Consider the following 17518-nt stretch of genomic DNA (forward strand, 5'->3'; position numbering starts at 1 on the left):
AGTGGCGCGGGTAGCCTTGGATCTACGACCTGTGTACCAATCAACATTTCACACTCAAGCAGAACCCACTGCGCCGTCAACACCTGGACGATTTCGTCGAGCGCTACGCGTCCGAAACGCCACGCTCCGAGCGGATCGAGTCCGAACGATTCAGGCCGTTCATCTATGACGCCCTTCTCGCGCGCGACAAGGTCAACCTCGACATCACGTGGCTCCGTGATGAGTCACTCGAAGACACCGACAACCTTCCAGCCCCACACCTCATCGCCCGCGAGATCATCGAGGACCTCACCGCCGCACTGGTCGAACTCGAAGTCGTCGCTGCGGCGCTCGAACTGTCATCCGGCGGAATGTCCGACTGAAGAATGACTCGGACATCGAGAGTCCTCCGGTCAATGCTTGTCAGGGGGACTGTTTCACGGACGGTGTTTCCGACCGACACGCCGGGCGTGAGTTCGGCGGGACGGACACTGTGAGTGATGACATCTGATGCTGTGAGCGCATCGAGGAAGACCAACAAGCAGGAGCAACAGCTGTCGGCGGAGCAGGCGGGCCGCGGCCGAGCTGGTGGCGCAGGCGCGCGAGCGTGGGCTGGAGCTGACCGGGCCGGACGCGCTGTTGAAGATGTTCACCAAGAATGTGCTGGAAACGGCGCTGAACGAGGAAATGACTGAGCATCTCGGTCACGAGAAGAACCATGCCGAGTTTGGACGGGACTCGTCGAATGTGCGTAATGGTACGCGGTCGAAGACGGTGATCTCGGACGCCGTGGGCGAGGTGGAGGTCGAGGTTCCGCGTGGTCGGGAATCGACGTTCGAGCCGAAGATTGTGAAGAAGCGTCAGCGTCGATTGACCGATGTCGATGAGATCGTGTTGTCGCTGTATGCGAAAGGTCTCACCAGGGGGAGATTTCTGCGCATTTCGCTGAAATCTATGGCGCCTCGGTGTCGAAGGAAACCGTCTCACGGATCACCGACAAGGTGGTCGCCGAGATGCAGGAGCGGGCCAGCCGTCCGCTCGATTCCGTGTACGCCGCGGTGTTCATTGACGCGATCGTGGTCAAGGTGCGTGATGGGCAGGTGACCGACCGGCCGTTCTACGCCGCTGTCGGCGTCACCACGGACGGCTGCAAGGAGGTCCTGGGCCTGTGGGCCGGCAGCGGCGGCGAGGGCGCCAAATTCTGGATGAGTGTTCTCGTGGACCTGAAAACCGGGGTGTTAAAGACGTTTTCTTTCTCGTCTGCGACGGGCTGAAAGGACTGCCCGAGGTCGTGGAGAACGTCTGGCCGAGCACGATCGTCCAGAACTGCATCATCCACTTGATTCGCAACTCATTCCGGCTCACCTCGAAGAAGTACGTGAAAGATTCACATGCCGTTGACAACTCGGCCGAGTGAATCGTGCCGCTGCTGAAGTCGTGCTCAGGTGCAGTGCCGCCTCATGGATGCCTCGCGAGCGCCGTGTTGTCCGCTCTGGTTCAGATCTTGATGTCGCCGGTCTAATCGCCCGCACCAACCCGGCCGACTTCGGGCAACGGAGACGTCCCACCGGCCCGCGTCGACCAGGTGTACAGCAGGTCAGGCTCATGATGACGAGCCGGGCGGGGGAACGTCACGGTGATGGCGACGCAAAAGGGTGCGTGCGGCCTCAACACGCTAGTTGATCGTGACGCGCCATCGCTGTTCCGCATCTACGACTACCTACTCAGCGGCGGGCACAATTTGGCCGCCGACCGGCTCGTGGCCGACAAGATCGCAGCTCTGGTGCCCGAATGTGGCGTGCCATCGCTGGGCCCACCTCGCCGCGCATCCTCGGCGCGACCTCGCGCTTCTGATCACCGGCCTGCGCCACCATCCCGCCAAGGCTTCATCCGGCGCCTTGGATTCGCACGAGCTGCCTGTCGGAGGAGTGCTGCAGATGAGCGACGAGGACCTCGACGTCACCACCGCCCGGCTGTACCGCGGCCTGGTTGAGCAGCCCGGCGCCGAGTTCACCGCCAACCCGCTGGCCGCCGGCCTGGAAGTCCCGGTGACCGAGGTCGAGCGAGTACTCGGACGGTTGCTGGAGGCCAACCTCGTCACCGAGACCGGTGACGAGCGCTACCGGCTGTACGACCTGGTGCGCGACCACGTGACGCCCCTGACCGACCAGGACGACGAGGCCCGCGCGCCTCGCGGTACGTCGTCGGATGATCGAGTGGTACCTGCGGCGCACCGCGGCGGCCGACAAGGTCATCAACCCGTTCCCCCGTCGGTTCAGCCCCGTCTACTTTAGCCTCGACACCCGGGATGTTCCCCGACGCCAAGGCCGCCCTGGACTGGGTCGAGACCGAACGAGGCAACCTCCTGGCCGCACAACAGGTTGCCGCCGACAGCGGCTGGGACGAGCTGGTGTACCAGTTCGCCGACGCCCTGTGGAGCCCCCTGCGCCCCAACTACACCGCAAGCGAACTGGTGTGGTCCCAGTTCCTCGGAGCCAACGCAGCCGCCGACGCCGGACACATCCTGGAGATCGTCTGCCGTACCCGGCAGGGCTTCGGTGAAACCAACCTCGAACTCCACGAGGCCGCGATCGCCATCTGCGCCATCGCCGTACAGCGTGCCACCGAGGTGTGCGATCCGTGGCTGAAATCCGGCGCATTGGCCACTCTCCCGCGCGCACCTCAAGGCCGACGAATTCCCACGCCGCCCGCCCGGACCTGGAACGGGCGCTGGAGATCGCCGAGGACCCCAAGATCGCCGACGCCAAGCTCGCGGTACACCACCTACGGCTCGCGGCGAGCATGTTCGCTGGCATCAGCGACCACATCGGCCACGCCCGCACCGTCATGCACCTGGCGCGAGCCTCACCCTGAACGGGCAGGCCGCCGAGGCGCTGACCGAACTGACCGCGATCGAGCAAGCCGTGCACGACTACGGCTTGGTTGGCTACCTCGCCGACCTATACACCGTGCTGGGCGAAGTCCACGCCGCGCTAGGCAACACCGCCGAGGCCCGCCACCACTTCGGCAGGTCATCGACTGCTACACCGTAGCCGGCCCACTCCGGCTACGGCGACAAGCGGACTCTTGAGCCTGTTCTGAAGCTGATACGGAATGCCGCAGCGGTAACGGCGACGGATTGATGTGCGAGGTCAGGCAACGCCTGGCTCGCTATGTCCGGGCGACGAACGTTCCCCGGCCGAAGCGCGTGACGACTAAGCCGTCCTCCTTCAGCTTCAACAGCGCACGGCCGATCGTCCCGCGGGCTACGCCGTAAATCGAGGCCAGGGCCGACTCGCTCGGCAACCGCACACCTGGCGCCAACGCGCCGCTCTCGATGTCTGCGCGCAGGTCAGCAGCCACCTGTTCCCAGACGAAGTCCGGCCCGTCGTGATCAATGCGGTCTGCGCGATTGTCCCAGCTCACCTGCAGGAAAATACGCACTCCTATGCGCCTACCTTGCCATAGCGACGTCCATAGACGGACACGGACTCCTACAGACGTCCATAGGAGCCTATATTTTACCTGCAATAACGTGAGGAGGTAGAGTCATGAGAGAACCACAAGCGACGCCGCCACCCGCGCGTACCCACCGCGCGGCTCGGGAGGGGTTCACCGTGTCGCCCACCGATGAACAGTGCCTCCGGATCGCCGACGCACTGCTGGATGACAACGTGGCACAAGCTGAGGTATACCTCTGGGCTGCGTGGCACCCCACCGCCGAGTTTCCCGACGAGGATTACTCTTCCGAAGAAAGGGCCTGGGCCACCGCCATCCGTACCCTTCGCCAGCCTGCTGCGCAGGACCTGGAGAGCGCGCTGGTACGGCTGGACCAGGCGATCTGCGCCGAAACGACACACCTTCTGCAGCACGACGACAGCGCCGCGCGCGACACACTGCGTTCCGTCGGCACCCACCTTCTCGCGCGGGGCCACACGATCCTCACCGTCACGGAGTCCCAGCCATGATCGTGCGACGACTCCGCCGATACGCCAGCCTCACCCGACGGCAATGGGAGGACATGATCGACGTTCTCTGCGAGATCACCATTGCCAGTCACGGCGCGCTCGAACACCTGCAACACCGGGGGCGCGGCATCCTCGAAATCGCCCGCCGACGGCGGCGCCCCCTACCACGAGCGCATGCCCTCGGCGCCGCCGAAACACTCTTCCGCCGCGAAGTACACGAAGCGATCGGCCTGCTGGCCACCTACATCGAGGACAGTGAGATTGACGAACACTACCTCAACGAAGTCGGCGCCGAAGTTCGCATCATCGCCGAACGCATGGAATGCTTTCCCCGCGAACCACTCCCGCCGCCACCATCCAACGACATCAGCGTCCAACTCACGCGCATCAACCACGCCGTCGACGCCGAAGCAGCCATGATCTACCAACTCAAAGACACCGGCCAACCCTCCGCCACGACCTACCTCCGGCGCAGGGGCCTCCACCTCCTCGAGCTCGGCATGCTCGAAACCGAACAAGCCGGCATCGACATCACCGCCATCCGCTCAGCCATCTCCACCGCCTTCAACATCCCCAACCAAACAAATAGCGAAAGTCGCGGCCTGTGCAGATGACCTGGATTTCGCAGGAAGTCACGGGCTGCTTCTTCGGCTAGCAAAGCGCGAACTTGCCTTCCGCGCCCCCATCGGACGCGCATCACAAGTCTGCGTCGTCGAGTCGGATATCAGCTGCCCAGGCCCGGCGGATCGATAACGCACGAGCGCGGGATTGCGAACACAGTTCGGTCCAAGGGCACGGTGATCGTCTCGATTGGCAACTCAGGCACCTCCTGACCTCAGCAGTGGCGCGGTCAGCTCGTGCAGCGGTGTGATCAGCGCCGGGTGGTCGCCGAGTTTTGTGGCCCGGTGCAGCAGCCGTGCCGCCACCCACAACAGGGCCCGCTGGCCGTCGTCGGTGTCCAGCACCGTGCCGAAGGTCCGCCAGACGCGGCGCGCCACGTCGGGGACGAGCAGGCTGTAGCAGTACAGCGAGGCCGCGTCGGTGCCCGCTGGGCCGCGCCCCCAGAATTCCCAATCGAGGATGCCGAGTTCGGGTGCCAGCAGGTTGTTCCAGTGGAGATCGTTGTGGATGGTCTCCCAGCGGCGAATGTGCAGGTCAACGCCGAGCGTGTCACGCACTCGCCGTGTGTCGATGCCGCGCGTGGCGTAGCGAGATGTCGACACTTGGCGCAAACGGTCCAGGCTGTGCGCAGGGACTCCCACCAATCATCCGACAGATCCAGCGGAGCCTGGAGAACATCTGTGGGCGAGCACGGATGCCCGCCTAGGACGGTCATGACGTCGGCGCGGACGCGTCGGTGCTGGTCAGCCGCCTCCCACTGGGTGGTGTCGAGCACGCGCGGTTTCGGTACCCCACGGATGATGTTGGCGTCGAGGTTGCCAGTCCAGAAGTCGCTGCCGTGATCCAGCCATCGGGTTTGCTCAGAGCCCACCCGCAACCAGCAGAGGCCGCCGGCGCCACGGGCGACGGCGACGACGGACCGCAGCCGCCAGCCGAAGGTCGGTAGCTCGACGAGGGTCAGCCCGAAGTGGGCGGCGGCGTGGTCGAGGTTGTCGCGCATCCACGCGCGAAACGCCTCGTCGGAACGCTCAACCTCGGTCATGGAGTGATATGCCGCAGGTAGAACGCGGGCTCGGCGAGGAACCGCCGCCACTGCGCCGTGAGGTCCAGGCCGTCCCACTTCGCCCGGCGTGTCCCGTGGTCGCCGATCTCGATGATGTCGGCACCTGCGCGCCGGAGTGTCCGAGGTCGTGCATGAGCGCCACGAGCTGGAGACACGAGGTGAACGACAGCGCCGCCTCGGGCTCGTCCATGAGATAGAGCCCGCCACCTTGGAACATTTCGGCGAACACGGTCAAAAAGCCCTCGCCGTGACTCATCTCGCTCGTGTCAGCCTCCCAGTGCCCGCTCATCCCGGACACGGCATTCATCAGCCCGAACGCGGTCTCGGCGCGCAGGAAGAACCCCTTCCGTTTGGTGCGCGGGCCTGACCGCATCCGGGCACCTTCGGGTGTGGTTTCGAGTTGCACGACCTCGCCGAGGGGTGTGCGAGGGCGGTCGTTGCCGTACTTGCGGCCGGCGCGCCCGCCGTAGGCGTCGAGTTTGAACGCCTCGGCAATGGCTTCCACGACAGTGGATTTCCCGGAGCCGTTCTCGCCGACCAGCATTGTCACCGGAGCGGTGAATTCGAGCCCATTGTCGGCCAGTTCAGCCACGCACGGCACCGTGTAGGGCCACGAGGTCAGGGCAGCGGGTCGCAGCCCCTCGGGGATGAACGCGCGTCGGACAGCATCCGCCTCTCCCTAATCCCTGTTCGTCAGCCATAGTCCGGTGCGCAAGCCCCAACCGGTCGGCAGTTGCCTGCTGGTCGGCACGCCGGGCTGCACGAGGGTCCGCATTGAGGGTCGCACATGGTCGGCACGCACATCGTCGCCGGCCGATCGGCGAACGCGGTGCGGAGCTCGTTGCTGACGTGGGCGGCTTTTTCGCTGGTCAACGCGGCGGCGAGGCTGCTCTCGCGCACATTGCCGATCGGAAGCCAGCGTGAGAACACGCACGGCCACACGATGCCGTCCGCCGCGACAGCGGCCGAGCCGCGACCGCATTGTCCGCAGAGCTGACCGACCGTGCCCGGCTGCCCGCGGCCGCCGCGCCCGACGTGCCGGAGCCGATCGCGGCCGATCTCAGGTACGCCGAGGTTCACCAGCTCCGCTGCCGCTTCGTTCACTCGCTGATTGTCGGCGAGGTCGATCAGCCCGGCGCGCAGCGGAATTCCGCTGCGCAGCGCCTTGCTGATGTTGGCACGTGTGCGGGCGAGCGAGGGGCGGCCAGTGATGGCAGCGTGCCGGTCAGGGTCGTCGGAGTAGTAGGAGGTCGCGAGGCTGACGCCAGGGCGGGAGAACACATGCCACAGCTCGTCGCTGATATGCACGAGGTTGGTGAACACCTCCACTTGCACATCATGGGCGAGCGCATGGTGCACCAACTCTGGCAACGCCGGGTGCAATGTGGGCTCGCCGCCGATCAACTGCACGGTCGTGACGCCCAGCTCCGCAGCTTGGTCGAGCACACCACGCCAGCCATCGGGCGTCATCGTGCCGTGGGTGCCCATCGGCGAGCTGCCTGCGTAACAGTGAGTGCACTCAAGCTGACAGCGGCCCGTGATCTCCAGCCACAGGAACGTCAACAGGTGACGGTCGCAGGTGACAGCGGTCAGCGCGGCATGGGCGTCATCGGCGTCAAGCACGTTCCAGCTAGCGGCATGCCGCGGAGAGGGTTGCGAACCGCGGACGACCAGTCGCCAAAGAGGTGCCACCTCGCCGCGACCCCTGCCAACGCCGCTGTGGCTGATTCTGCTCCGCAGTCGTGTGTAGAGAGATCGAGCGACGCGGCGAGCGCGCACGTCGGAGAGGCGGTAACAGATTCGAGGTCGCGTGCGGTCTCCAAGCCACCCATGACGGAGACGGCCTTCAGGTCATCTGTCATTCCGCTGATGACCACGCAAAGTGATACGGCTACGACAATGTGGTGAACTCGCGGGACAATGTGGCCTCGTGGCGTGTGCTCCGGCTTATCGTGGACGATCTGGATGCGACGGTCAAAGCGGTACGCGCGGGCTACGCCAATGGGGAGGTGAGTAGGCCCGGTCGTGACGACGTCGTCGTCACTCGGGCGGCCCAGCCAGGCTCGTCGATGCGAGCGGCTCGTCCCCAGGGTCAGTGGCCGAGGACGAGCCAGGCGAGCTGGGTGAGTCGATGCCTTCACAGGTCCTTGTTGCGCATGGCGAGCCTCCTCCCACAGATGGCGGACGGCCGAGTCTGGTAGCCCGAGCCGTCGCGAGCGGGCGCGGAACGAAAGCGGGACCAGTATGACGGCACATGCAACGGGTCGGCACGAGCAGTCGGCTGGCGATCAGCGCGCGGCATCGCGTTTACTACCGCTGCGATTCACGCTGTACTTTGTCGCAACCGTGTTGGCAGCTGGCGCGATCTGGGCGGTGGCAGCGTTAACTGAAACAATCCACGGTGCAGATGGCACTACGTTCGGCGTGCTCGTGGTGTCCGGCCTGGTGGCGGGCGAGCTCGCTGGGCAGATCGAGCGTCGGCGTCGGCGCTTCTCCGACACGCCACACGTGAATTTCAGCTCGGTATGGACGCTGGCTGCCGCGTTGCTGCTGCCCCTGGACTTGGTCTCGCTGGTCGCCGTGGTGCTGTATGCGCATCTCTGGGTACGAAGCTGGCGTGGCGTGACGGGCGTGCGTGCCTACCGCGTCGTGTTCAGCGTGGCCAACGTGATCGTGTCCTGCCAGGTGGCCCAGTGGTTCGCACGAGAGTTGGGCCTGTTCCCGCTCGGGTCGGAGCTGGCACTGACCGGAGTGCTGGCTCTGGCGGTGGTGGTCCTGGCGTATTTCGCGACCAACTCGATCATCGTCGGGATCGCGATCGCGCTGCTGCATCCTGGGCGTTCGCTGGCTGGTTTGACCGGGCCTGCGAGTGAGAACGTGCTCGAGCTGGCTACCTTGTGCTTCGGGACGGTGGCGGCGGTGCTGGTGAGCACCGAGCCGTGGCTGGTGGGGTTGCTGGTGCTGCCGCTGTACGCGTTGCACCGCAGCGTGCTGGTCACCCAGTTGGAGCGCGCGGCGACGCGGGACGGCAAGACCGGTCTGCTGAACGCGGCGAGTTGGCGCGCCCAAGCGGATGCCGAACTCGATCGCGCCAGACGCCACGACAGGGCCGTGGGCCTGCTCATGATCGATATCGACCGCTTCCGCACGATCAACGAGCGCTACGACCGGGGTATCGGCGACGAGGTGCTGGGCGCGGTGGGCGCGACGTTGCGCAAGGGCACCCGGCAGGAGGATCTGTGCGGCCGGCTGGGTGGCGAGGAGTTCGTGATCATGTTGCCCGGGGTGGCCGGGCAGGACCTGGTGCGCGTCGCCGACCGCCTCCGGCGCCGCATTGCGGAGACCACGATTGCCACTGGCGCGCCCCTGCCGCTGCAGGTGAGCGTGTCCATGGGGGCGGCGAGCTATCCGCGGGCCGGCTCGTCGGTGGAGGAGTTGCTGCTGGCGGCGGACAACGGGCTGTTCGCGGCCAAGGACGGGGGACGCAACCGGGTTGTGCTGGCCGGCTGACCCCGGAGTACGTGGTTAGGGTGGCGGTGCTCGGTATTCGCGTGCCCAGTCGACCAGGGATCGCAGGGCGCGGAGCAGGCTGCGTCCAGCCGGGGTGAGCCGGTACCAGACGGCGCCGAATCGGTCTCCTTCCGCTCGACGCTCGACGAGTCCCTCATCGTGCAGTCGTTGCAGGGTGGTCGTCAGGACCTTTTCGCTGAGGGGACGCGTGTGGGAGGCCCAGCCGATGCGTTCCTCGACCTCGTTCACCTCGGCCCGAAGCTCGCCGAACCGTCGTTCTCCCGGCGCCAGGGCAGCCAGTACGGCGACGGTCCAGTCGCCGTTGAGCACGGCGAGGGTGTCGCGCACCTGCTGGCGGTATGGCATGTCCCAATCGGCCACCCCGGTTGCGTATCACGATCAACACCGCGGGTTGACGACCCCCGGCGACCCGATCGGGTGGTGTACCGCAAGACCGTTTTCGAGGGCTGACCTGGTGTAGGTCGAACGGGTGAAGATTGCCCGACTAACCCTGGGGTAAGTCGGTACTTACCTTGCACTCAGTCGAGGTCCGCGCGCTACACGTAGATCAATCCGCCGCCGCGGATGGCGACAGAGGCGCGCAGAGGGGGGACTTGGCCATGGTTCATCGTCGACCGTTGATGACCGCACCCGATCCCGCTGCCGGGGTAGCGAGATGCATCTTCTATGGGTGTGGCGATGCCGGACGAGATGCTGGCGTCTGGGGAGGCGCAGCGGGCTGTGCTCAAGCTCTGATAGGCGCGTTGCTGAGCATGCCTGGCCGCTCAGTGATTCAGGTCTTTGCGTTTGCCTGGCCGCTACGCCGTGGCCAGGTGGCTCCCGGCAGGGATGACGGCGATGAGTGCACCCGCGACGAGGACAGGGCTCAATGCGAGAGTGCTGCGCTGGCGTGGCTGCCGAGCGGCTCGCCAGGTCAGGGTGATGTCGGCTGTGGAGAGTCATGTCAGGGCCGAGGCCCCGTGGTCGCGGGTGGCGACGGGGGCACCGGTGAGTCGGGTGCCGGTGCGCCGGTCTGGTGGTCGCGGCGTTGGTCACCGGCGTGCCGCGCGGGGGGTGTGTGGGATGTCGACGATGTTGTGGCTTATTGGGGTCGGAGTGCTGCTTGGTCCCGGGCTGGTCGCCGTTGCCGAACGCAGCCTGGGCTCTCGTCAGGGACCATGCAGTTCATGTGTGGTGGTGCTGGTTGCGGCGTCGGTGGGGTGTGCGGTGTTGTTCGCCGTGGGGTGGGCGCGGTTTGGACCGGGCCCGGTGGCAGTGGCGTGGTGCTGGGCGTGTGCGATGAGCTGCGTGCTGACGATCACCGACGTACGGTCTGGGCGTTTGCCGTTTCCGATCGTGGCCGCGATGACAGCCGGAGGCTTGGCGTGCTTGACGATGGCTGCGGCCGCCGAGAATCGCTGGACGAACTTGGGCTTCGCCTGCGGGGCGGCGCTAGGGGTGTTGGCCATGGCGGCAGCGGTGCAGGCGGTGGCACCGGAGCACACCGGCGGCGGGGACACCGCTCTGTACGGGGCGGTCGCGCTGTATCTGGGCTGGTTCGGCTGGAATGTCCTGGCGACCGGACTGCTGCTGGCTGCCGGCCTAACCGCGGTAGTCGCCATCGCGGTCGCGGTGGTCACGCACCAAGCGCGCGCCCGTTTTCCCGCCGGTCCTTCCGTGCTGGCTGGCGCCCTGCTGGGGATGTTGTTCGCGTAGCGAACCGATCGACGCTGAGCGTCGGCTCGCGCGGAGCGGACGGCTCTGCGAGTTCGACAGCGTGGGGGAATGCGTGATGGCTTGCTCGATCTGGCGCTCGTCGGCCTGGGGTGTCATCGTGGCGGTGGCGCTCGGCGCTTCGTTGCTGGTGTCCGGGTGCAGCGGCGAGAGGCCGTCCGCGCCACCGCCACTGGATTCGTCTGCGCCATCCCAGGGATCGCTGGCTCCGTCGGCGTCGCTGGATGCGGCGGCCGCGGTAGAGGCCGCGTACACCCAGTTCTGGCCGCGTTCGGCTCAGACGCCGCACAAGCCCGAGGACACCTGGCGTGACGCGATCGCCGCGATCGCCATTGAGCCGCAGCTGAGCGTCACGTTAGAGGCAATGCGCCGCAACAAGGCGGCCGGGTTCACCACCTACGGTGAGGTTGTCGTGCGTATCACTTCGGTCGAGGTGAGCGGCGACACGGCCAAGGTGGTCGACTGTCAGGACGCCTCCCGTGCGGGCCAGGCCGACGCGCGCACCGGTGACCCGAAGACCGTTGGCGTGCCTCGAATGCCGGTCACGGCGACGATGAAGCGCGATCAAGCTTCCGGGCAGTGGAAGGTGGCTCGACTGCGCTTTCCTGGGGGTGCGTGCTGATGCATCGTGGACTGCTCGCCATCCCCGCGTGTCTGGCTGCGGCCACGGGTGTGCTGGCGGCCAGCCCGTCGGCGGCGGCTGACGAACCTCACGATGATGGCCAGGTCGTCGTGACGCCGGTGGACCCGTATGGTCAGTACACGCCACCGCGGGTGGATCTGCGGGCGTTGTACTCGCGCGGCGAGGCGCCGATCCGCCGCGGCGGACCGCAGGCGACGTCGTCGCCCGGGAGCCTAGCGGGCACCGACGGGACCGGGACGGCCGACGCGTCGAGTGGTCTGCCGCCGGGCTGCTTCCTGGGTGGGTTCCCCGTTGGTGACGGCCCGGGAGGTATCCGGTCGGGCGGCAATGCGGTGGGGCTGCGGTGTCTGCCGTCCGTGCCGGCGGATGCCCCGCCGGGGGCGCAGGCTCCCGGCCCACCACCCTTGCCGACTCCGGCAGAGCTGGCCGCGAGAGCGTTCGAGCAGCTTCGTCTTCCTTTGCCGGTGCCGCGGCATTCGCCGGATGTGCGGTTGCCGGATGGGCGGGACGCCACGATCGTTGGGGAGAACACCTGGGTGTGGACCGACCGGAGCGTGTGGCATCCGGCGGTGCAGCGGGTGCAGGTGGGTCCCGTCTGGGCGGAGGTGACCGCGACGCCTGTGGCGATGTTGTTCAACTCCGGCACCGGCGGCTCGATGTCGTGTGCGGGTCCGGGCACGCCGTATGACCGGTCGTACGGGCTGCACGCTGCCAGCCCCGATTGCGGTTTTGTGTACACCCGCTCGTCGGTCGGGCAGCCGAACGACCAGGCCACGGCGGAGTGGGCGATCCAGTGGTCGGTGAGCTGGGTCGGCTCGGACGGCACCACGGAGGTCGGCGGGGACTTCCCGCAGATGAGTTCGCGGGCCGCGGCCACGTTCGCGGTGGCCGAGGTGCAGGCCCTGCGCGCGAACTGACGGACAGGACTTTGACAACCGCATTCTGCGACAGATTCGTTTCTCGCATTCTGCGGAAATAAAGGCAACAACATTTTTGGAATGGGGAAGGAGTTACCCCAGTGGGTACTGCTGTGTCTTTTTCCCGGCCGCCACAGCCGCGCAGCGGCGACTCGGGGCTCACCGGCCAGGGCGAGGAGGGCGATGGCCCGCGGGTGCCCCGGCGGCGCCGCTGGTGGCTGCTGGGCGTCGCGGTCGTGCTGGCCGCGGTGGTCGCGTACGGCAACCACGCGCTGATCGCGGGGCAGGACGAGCGGGTCGACGTGTTGGTGCTGACCCGCGACGTCGGGTGGGGCCAGCGGATCGGCGAAGGCGATCTCGGCGTAGCCAAGGCGGTCCCGGACCAGCGGCTGGCCTCCATCCCCGCCAGCGACCGAGCCGGGGTGGTCGGCCAGGTCGCGCGCTCGACGCTGCCTGCGGGCACCGTGCTCGCCCCCGGCCAGCTGTCCGCGCAGCCGGTTCCCGGGCCGGGCGAGCGCCTCGTCGGGCTGCCGGTGAAACCGGGGCACCTGCCCGCCCGCGGGTTGGCACCCGGCGACCTGGTCCAGGTGACCCCGGTCGCGGGAGGCACCGGAACCGATGCGAGCCAATCCACGGCGAGCACGGCCGGGCCGTTTCGCGCGCGGGTGCTCGGGGTTGGCCCGCCGGACTCCACCGGCGCGGTCACGGTCGATGTCCTGGTCGGCGCGGACACCGCGCAGGCCGCAAGCAGCGCCGCCGCGGGCCAGGTGGTCCTGGTCCAGCTCGGTCCCGGCGCCTAAAAGACGACTGCTGTCTGGAAGGGCGGTGAGGGTGTTGGCAATGATCACGATCGTCTCGGGCAAGGGGGCACCCGGCGCGACCACGACGTTGGCCGCGCTGGCGGCGGCCTGGCCCGTACCGGTGGTGTTGGCCGACTGCGACCCAGCCGGGGGCGACCTCGCAGCGGGCTGGCTGGGCCAGTGGGTCGTGGACGGCACGATCCGCACTGACCTCGGCGTGTTGTCGCACGCCACGGCGACCCGGCACGCGACGGCGGGCGACCCGGCCACGCTGCTCGACCACGTACAGCAGGTTCCTCCGGCCCGGCACGTCGGGCTGCTGGCCGGGTTGAGCGCGCCGGGCCAGCACGCCGCCGTCGGCACCGCCGGGTGGACGCGCCTGACCGCGGCGCTGGCCGCGTTCAAGACCACGTCCGGGCACCCGGCCGACGCGCTGGTCGACATCGGCCGCTACAGCACGCTCACCCCATGGCCGCTGCTGCTGGCCGCCGACCTCGTGCTGGTAGCGGTACGCCCGACCCAGCGGCACATCCTGGCCGCACGCCCGCTGCTGGCCGAGCTCGCCGAGCGGATCGTCCCGCACCGGCTCGGGTTGGCGGTCTGCGCGACGACTCCGGCGGGCAGCCGGGAAGTCCGCGCGGCGCTGGGCCGGGAGGCGGGCGTGCAGGTCGCTGCGGATGCGCGGGCGGCGGCGGTGTTCTCCGACGGCGCCGACGGCGGCACGCTGCCACGCCGGTCGCCGTTGCTGCGCAGCGTGCGCCGCGCGGCGCGCCGCCTGCACGGCACCTACCACCAGGACACCCCGGCGGAACTGCGCACACCGGCCGCACCGGGCTCGCCGGGCGTGCTCACCGGAGGAGCCCGATGACGTTGCCGCACAACGGGTACCGCCCCACCACCGGCCCCACGGCCCCGCGTCGCCCGCCCGACCTGTCGGCACCGTTCGCTGGTGCCCTGGGAACCGGGCCAGCAGCGCCGCCAGCGCCCACAGCACCGCCGGACGGGGCGACGGGCGGCTACCTGGACCCGCAGGCCGTGCGGGCGATCCGGGAGTCGGTCGCCGCCCGCCTGGAACAGGTCGCCGCCGGGGAAGCACATTTGGACTCGCCGCTGTCGGTCGAGGAGCAGCAAGCCCGGATGCGCGCCTACGTGGCCGAGGAAGTCACGGCCTGGGTACAACGTCGCGCCGCCGCGGGCCAGGCGCCGCTGCCAGTCGACGACGAACGGCGGCTCGTGCGCGCGGTGGTGGCCGCGCTGTCCGGGCTCGGCGCGTTGGAGGAGCTGCTGGAGCGCGAGGACGTGGAGAACATCCACGTCCACGGCTGCGACCACGTCTTCCTCGAACTCGCGGACGGCTCGATCGAACGGTGGCCGCATCCGGTCGCCGACACCGACGCCGAGCTGGTCGAGATGCTCGCGGCGATGTTCGCCCGCCAGGGCCAAACCAGCCGGGAGTTCAACGCCGGTCGCCCGATGGGGAACTTGCGGATTCCTGCCGGTGGCCCGCTCGGGGCGCGGGTGGCGGCGGTGATGGAGGTGTCCGACCGGCCGCGGGTGGCGATCCGCCGCCACCGCCTGGTCAACGTCGGCCTGGACGACCTGGTCGCGAACGGCACCCTCGACCCGCTGCTCGCCTCCTTCCTGCGTGCAGCCGTGCGCGCGGGCTGCAACACGGTCGTCTCCGGTGGCCCCGCTGCCGGGAAGACCACCATGTTGCGCGCGTTGTGCCGCGAGATCCCCGCCTTCGAGCACGTGGTCACCGTCGAGGAGGAGTACGAACTCGGCCTGCACATCGGCCCCCGGCCGTTGGTCACTCCGCTGGAAGCGCGCCCAGCGAACTCCGAGGGCATCGGCGAGATCACCCTAGACGACCTGCTCAAGCAGACGCTGCGGCACTCGCCGAGCCGCGTGATCGTCGGCGAAGTTCGCGCCGGAGAAGTCACCGCCATGCTCCGCGCGCTCGGGAACGGGGCGACCGGGGGCATGTGCACCCTGCACGCGATCTCCGCGTCGGCGGTGTTCGACCGGATCGGCGCGCTCGGGCAACTCGCCGATCCACCCCTGGCCATCGACGCAGCGCACCAATGGACCGCCTCGGCGATCGACCTCGTCGTGCACGTCGCCCGCACCGACCATCCCGGGCGCCGGGAGCGGTTCATTGCCGAAGTGATCGAGGTCGGCCCGGTCGGCGATTCCGGCCGCCCGGACACCACCCGGATCTTCGGCCCCCGCCCGGTGGACGGGCGCGCCGTGCCTGCCTACGCACCCAGCCGCGACCTGCTGGAGCGGCTGGAACGCCACGGCTTCGACCGCGCCGCGCTCGACGCCGCCGGTTCCGGCACCTGGCACACCGCTGGTTTCCCAGATGCAGGTCTGCGATGACGACCGTGTGGCCGTGGCTGCTCGGCCTGGCGGCGGTGCTGGCGGTGGCCTGCGCCGTGGCCGCGTTCCTGCCGCTCGCCGCGCGGCAGCCCGACGAGTCCGCTCGAGCAACCACGCCATGGGGGTTGCTTGCTTGGCGAGCAGTCGTCGCACGGGTTCCGCTGCGCCGGGTGTTGCTGGCCGTGGCCGCAGGCGCTGTGGTGTGGTGGGCCACCGGCTGGCCGGTCGCCGCGATCATCGCCGCCGCCGGAGTGATCACGGTGCCGATCCTGGCCCGCGGACACGACGCGCAGCGGCTCATTACCCGGCTCGACGCGTTGGCAAGCTGGGTGCGGCGCCTGGCCGACGTACTCGCCTCCGGCGCCGGTGGCCTGGAGCAGGCGATCGCCAGCTCCGCGCGCACCGCACCCGAGGCGCTCGCCACGGAAGTGGAGACCCTGGCGGTGCGGCTGCGCACCCGCGGCCTGGAGCAGGCGTTGCGCGCGTTCGCCGAGGACGTCGGTGACGAGGCCGCTGACGAGGTGGTCCTTGCGCTGATCTTGCGCTCGCGGGCGGGCGGGCGTGGCCTGGTCGACATCCTCGACGCCAAAGCCACCGCTCTGGAACGGGAAGTGGTGGCGCGCCGGGACATCGAAGCCGACCGCGCCAAACCCCGCACCGACGTTCGCGCGATCCTCGGCATCACCGCCGTCCTGTTGGCCGGGCTGGTGTTCTTCGCCCACGAGTTCCTCACCCCGTTCAACGATGTGCTGGGTCAGCTGGTGATGGCCGGGATCGGCGGACTCCTGGGCGCGGCCGGGTGGTGGATGCACCTCCTGACCCGAACTCGCCGCCCGGCGCGGCTGCTCGGCGCGGCCTCGCGCACCCCGGTGGGGGCACCGAAACCGACGCGGAAGGCGGCCGTGGTCGCCCCGGCCGGGGAGGGGGTGCCGCGATGAGCCCCGGCTTCACCGCTGCGGTGCTGGGCGCGCTCGCAGGGCTCGCGGTCGTGTGCGTGATCCTGGCTCTGGTACGCCCGGCCCCGGTCAACCTGGCCGCCGCGGTCGCCGAGCTGGACGACCGCACCGCTCGCCGCGCCGACGGCGCTCCGCCAAGGGGCCGGTGGGCGACGCGGCTGGAGCACCTCGCCGGCTACTCGGCTCGGTCATCGAGCCGCTGGTGGGGCATCCCCACCGCCGACCTCGACGTACTCGACCACACGCCCGAACGCTATGTCGCCCGCCGCCTGGCCTGGGCCGCAGGCGCCACCGCGGCCGTTCTCACGGTGACGGGGCTGGCGTGGTTCGCCCGGCTCGGCTTTCCCACCACCGTGGTGGTGCTGGCCGCCGTGATCGCAGCCGTGGCGGGATCGGTGGTGCCGGTCCTGGCCGTGCGCGAGGACGCCACCCGGGCACGGGAGGAGTTCCGCCGCGCGACTGCGGCCTACCTCGACCTCGTGGCCCAGGAACGAGCCACCGGCCGTGCGCCGAGTCAAGCGCTAGGCGAAGCCGCCGCGGTCGGCGATTCCTGGGTGTTCGCCCGGATCAGCCGCACGCTCGGCCGCGCGATGCGCGCCGGGCACACCCCCTGGGTTGCCTTGTCCCGGTTGGGAAAGCGGATGGGCGTGGTCGAACTCGCCGACCTGGCCGACATCCTCGCCACCGCCGCCGACGGCGCCGCCATCTACAGCACGCTGATCGCCAAAGCGAGCGCGCTGCGCTCCGCAGCCCTGGCCGCGGACAAGGCCGACGCCAACGCCCGCTCCCAACGCCTCGCGCTTCCGGTGGCGCTGCTGCTGGTCGCGTTCCTCCTGCTGGTCATGTACCCGGCCATGATCCGGTTGATTGCCGGAGGCGCCTAACAAAACCTCTGGGTTCAAAACCGCTGCGGGACAACAGAACCGCAGGTGACGTGAAGGGAGT

Annotated in this window: 19 protein-coding genes and 1 pseudogene; 14 read left to right on the forward strand and 6 right to left on the reverse strand. The window is 68.6% G+C overall.

Annotated elements, in window-relative coordinates; translation table 11 throughout:
* Positions 1-564 precede the first annotated feature (564 nt).
* The 3 genes and pseudogenes from FCN18_RS30155 to FCN18_RS30170 all read left to right on the forward strand — a co-directional run.
* Positions 565-1354 (forward strand): annotated as a pseudogene (locus FCN18_RS30155) (IS256 family transposase); the annotation flags it as partial.
* A 562-nt stretch (positions 1355-1916) separates the two neighbouring features.
* Positions 1917-2273, forward strand: a complete 357-nt coding sequence (locus FCN18_RS30165) for a hypothetical protein (RefSeq protein ID WP_110343890.1) — start codon at positions 1917-1919, stop codon at positions 2271-2273.
* Between the two features lie 346 nt (positions 2274-2619).
* Positions 2620-2853 (forward strand): hypothetical protein, encoded by a 234-nt coding sequence (locus FCN18_RS30170; protein WP_110343891.1) that lies wholly within the window; start codon positions 2620-2622, stop codon positions 2851-2853.
* 297 nt (positions 2854-3150) lie between these two features.
* Here FCN18_RS30170 and FCN18_RS30175 read toward each other — a convergent pair whose 3' ends face one another.
* The gene (locus FCN18_RS30175; RefSeq protein ID WP_158303191.1) at positions 3151-3423 is read right to left on the reverse strand and encodes a GntR family transcriptional regulator; all 273 of its coding nucleotides are present in this window, start codon (positions 3421-3423) and stop codon (positions 3151-3153) included.
* A gap of 173 nt (positions 3424-3596) precedes the next feature.
* Here FCN18_RS30175 and FCN18_RS30180 point away from each other — a divergent pair, with 173 nt between their 5' ends.
* Both FCN18_RS30180 and FCN18_RS30185 read left to right on the forward strand, forming a co-directional pair.
* Positions 3597-3947, forward strand: a complete 351-nt coding sequence (locus FCN18_RS30180; RefSeq protein ID WP_137096685.1) for a hypothetical protein — start codon at positions 3597-3599, stop codon at positions 3945-3947.
* Positions 3948-4000: 53 nt separating this feature from the next.
* Positions 4001-4561, forward strand: a complete 561-nt coding sequence (locus tag FCN18_RS30185) for a hypothetical protein (RefSeq protein ID WP_110343894.1) — start codon at positions 4001-4003, stop codon at positions 4559-4561.
* A gap of 204 nt (positions 4562-4765) precedes the next feature.
* Here the strand turns inward: FCN18_RS30185 and FCN18_RS40340 are convergent, their stop codons facing one another.
* The 3 genes from FCN18_RS40340 to FCN18_RS30200 all read right to left on the reverse strand — a co-directional run bounded on the left by FCN18_RS40340 (position 4766) and on the right by FCN18_RS30200 (position 7254).
* Positions 4766-5125: a phosphotransferase gene (locus FCN18_RS40340; RefSeq protein WP_245960223.1), complete on the reverse strand. Its 360-nt coding sequence runs from the start codon at positions 5123-5125 to the stop codon at positions 4766-4768.
* 471 nt (positions 5126-5596) lie between these two features.
* Entirely contained in the window at positions 5597-6223 is a 627-nt protein-coding gene (locus tag FCN18_RS30195) for an AAA family ATPase (RefSeq protein ID WP_228714202.1), read from the reverse strand.
* A gap of 101 nt (positions 6224-6324) precedes the next feature.
* Positions 6325-7254 carry a radical SAM/SPASM domain-containing protein gene (locus FCN18_RS30200; protein ID WP_228714203.1) on the reverse strand — a complete coding sequence of 310 codons (930 nt, stop codon included), beginning with the start codon at positions 7252-7254 and terminating at the stop codon, positions 6325-6327.
* 621 nt (positions 7255-7875) lie between these two features.
* Between FCN18_RS30200 and FCN18_RS30205 the strand changes: the two genes are divergently transcribed.
* Entirely contained in the window at positions 7876-9141 is a 1266-nt protein-coding gene (locus FCN18_RS30205; RefSeq protein WP_110343895.1) for a GGDEF domain-containing protein, read from the forward strand.
* 15 nt (positions 9142-9156) lie between these two features.
* Here the strand turns inward: FCN18_RS30205 and FCN18_RS30210 are convergent, their stop codons facing one another.
* Both FCN18_RS30210 and FCN18_RS40345 read right to left on the reverse strand, forming a co-directional pair.
* Complete coding sequence (locus FCN18_RS30210; protein ID WP_137096686.1) at positions 9157-9522, reverse strand: winged helix-turn-helix transcriptional regulator; 366 nt, start codon at positions 9520-9522, stop codon at positions 9157-9159.
* A gap of 788 nt (positions 9523-10310) precedes the next feature.
* A complete protein-coding gene (locus FCN18_RS40345) occupies positions 10311-10610 on the reverse strand; it encodes a hypothetical protein (RefSeq protein ID WP_228714204.1) in 300 nt (99 codons plus the stop codon).
* Here FCN18_RS40345 and FCN18_RS40350 point away from each other — a divergent pair.
* The 8 genes from FCN18_RS40350 to FCN18_RS30250 all read left to right on the forward strand — a co-directional run bounded on the left by FCN18_RS40350 (position 10609) and on the right by FCN18_RS30250 (position 17457).
* Entirely contained in the window at positions 10609-10857 is a 249-nt protein-coding gene (locus tag FCN18_RS40350; protein ID WP_228714205.1) for a hypothetical protein, read from the forward strand. The genes FCN18_RS40345 and FCN18_RS40350 overlap by 2 nt on opposite strands.
* A gap of 118 nt (positions 10858-10975) precedes the next feature.
* The gene (locus FCN18_RS30220) at positions 10976-11497 is read left to right on the forward strand and encodes a hypothetical protein (RefSeq protein WP_137096687.1); all 522 of its coding nucleotides are present in this window, start codon (positions 10976-10978) and stop codon (positions 11495-11497) included.
* Positions 11455-12435, forward strand: a complete 981-nt coding sequence (locus FCN18_RS40355) for a hypothetical protein (RefSeq protein ID WP_228714206.1) — start codon at positions 11455-11457, stop codon at positions 12433-12435. The genes FCN18_RS30220 and FCN18_RS40355 overlap by 43 nt, the downstream gene beginning before the upstream one ends.
* A 101-nt stretch (positions 12436-12536) precedes the next feature.
* A complete protein-coding gene (locus FCN18_RS30230) occupies positions 12537-13235 on the forward strand; it encodes an SAF domain-containing protein (protein WP_110343899.1) in 699 nt (232 codons plus the stop codon).
* A 40-nt stretch (positions 13236-13275) separates the two neighbouring features.
* Positions 13276-14103 carry a hypothetical protein gene (locus tag FCN18_RS30235; protein WP_110343900.1) on the forward strand — a complete coding sequence of 276 codons (828 nt, stop codon included), beginning with the start codon at positions 13276-13278 and terminating at the stop codon, positions 14101-14103.
* Entirely contained in the window at positions 14100-15617 is a 1518-nt protein-coding gene (locus FCN18_RS30240) for a CpaF family protein (RefSeq protein WP_110343901.1), read from the forward strand. The genes FCN18_RS30235 and FCN18_RS30240 overlap by 4 nt, the downstream gene beginning before the upstream one ends.
* The gene (locus tag FCN18_RS30245) at positions 15614-16555 is read left to right on the forward strand and encodes a type II secretion system F family protein (RefSeq protein ID WP_110343902.1); all 942 of its coding nucleotides are present in this window, start codon (positions 15614-15616) and stop codon (positions 16553-16555) included. Before FCN18_RS30240 ends, FCN18_RS30245 begins: the two co-directional genes overlap by 4 nt.
* The gene (locus FCN18_RS30250) at positions 16552-17457 is read left to right on the forward strand and encodes a type II secretion system F family protein (RefSeq protein ID WP_110343903.1); all 906 of its coding nucleotides are present in this window, start codon (positions 16552-16554) and stop codon (positions 17455-17457) included. Before FCN18_RS30245 ends, FCN18_RS30250 begins: the two co-directional genes overlap by 4 nt.
* Positions 17458-17518 lie beyond the last annotated feature (61 nt).

Origin of the sequence: Prauserella endophytica, assembly GCF_005146945.1 — a bacterium.
In the GTDB taxonomy this organism is placed as follows: Bacteria; Actinomycetota; Actinomycetes; order Mycobacteriales; family Pseudonocardiaceae; genus Prauserella_A; species Prauserella_A endophytica.

Bases quoted from the DNA above. Each gene is read 5' to 3' on its own strand.
- FCN18_RS30165 (WP_110343890.1), top strand. From the start codon at position 1,917: ATGAGCGACGAGGACCTCGACGTCACCACCGCCCGGCTGTACCGCGGC.
- FCN18_RS30185 (WP_110343894.1), top strand. From the start codon at position 4,001: ATGATCGACGTTCTCTGCGAGATCACCATTGCCAGTCACGGCGCGCTC.
- FCN18_RS30205 (WP_110343895.1), top strand. From the start codon at position 7,876: ATGACGGCACATGCAACGGGTCGGCACGAGCAGTCGGCTGGCGATCAG.
- FCN18_RS40350 (WP_228714205.1), top strand. From the start codon at position 10,609: ATGGCGGCAGCGGTGCAGGCGGTGGCACCGGAGCACACCGGCGGCGGG.
- FCN18_RS40345 (WP_228714204.1), bottom strand. From the start codon at position 10,610: ATGGCCAACACCCCTAGCGCCGCCCCGCAGGCGAAGCCCAAGTTCGTC.
- FCN18_RS30235 (WP_110343900.1), top strand. From the start codon at position 13,276: ATGATCACGATCGTCTCGGGCAAGGGGGCACCCGGCGCGACCACGACG.
- FCN18_RS30240 (WP_110343901.1), top strand. From the start codon at position 14,100: ATGACGTTGCCGCACAACGGGTACCGCCCCACCACCGGCCCCACGGCC.
- FCN18_RS30245 (WP_110343902.1), top strand. From the start codon at position 15,614: ATGACGACCGTGTGGCCGTGGCTGCTCGGCCTGGCGGCGGTGCTGGCG.
- FCN18_RS30250 (WP_110343903.1), top strand. From the start codon at position 16,552: ATGAGCCCCGGCTTCACCGCTGCGGTGCTGGGCGCGCTCGCAGGGCTC.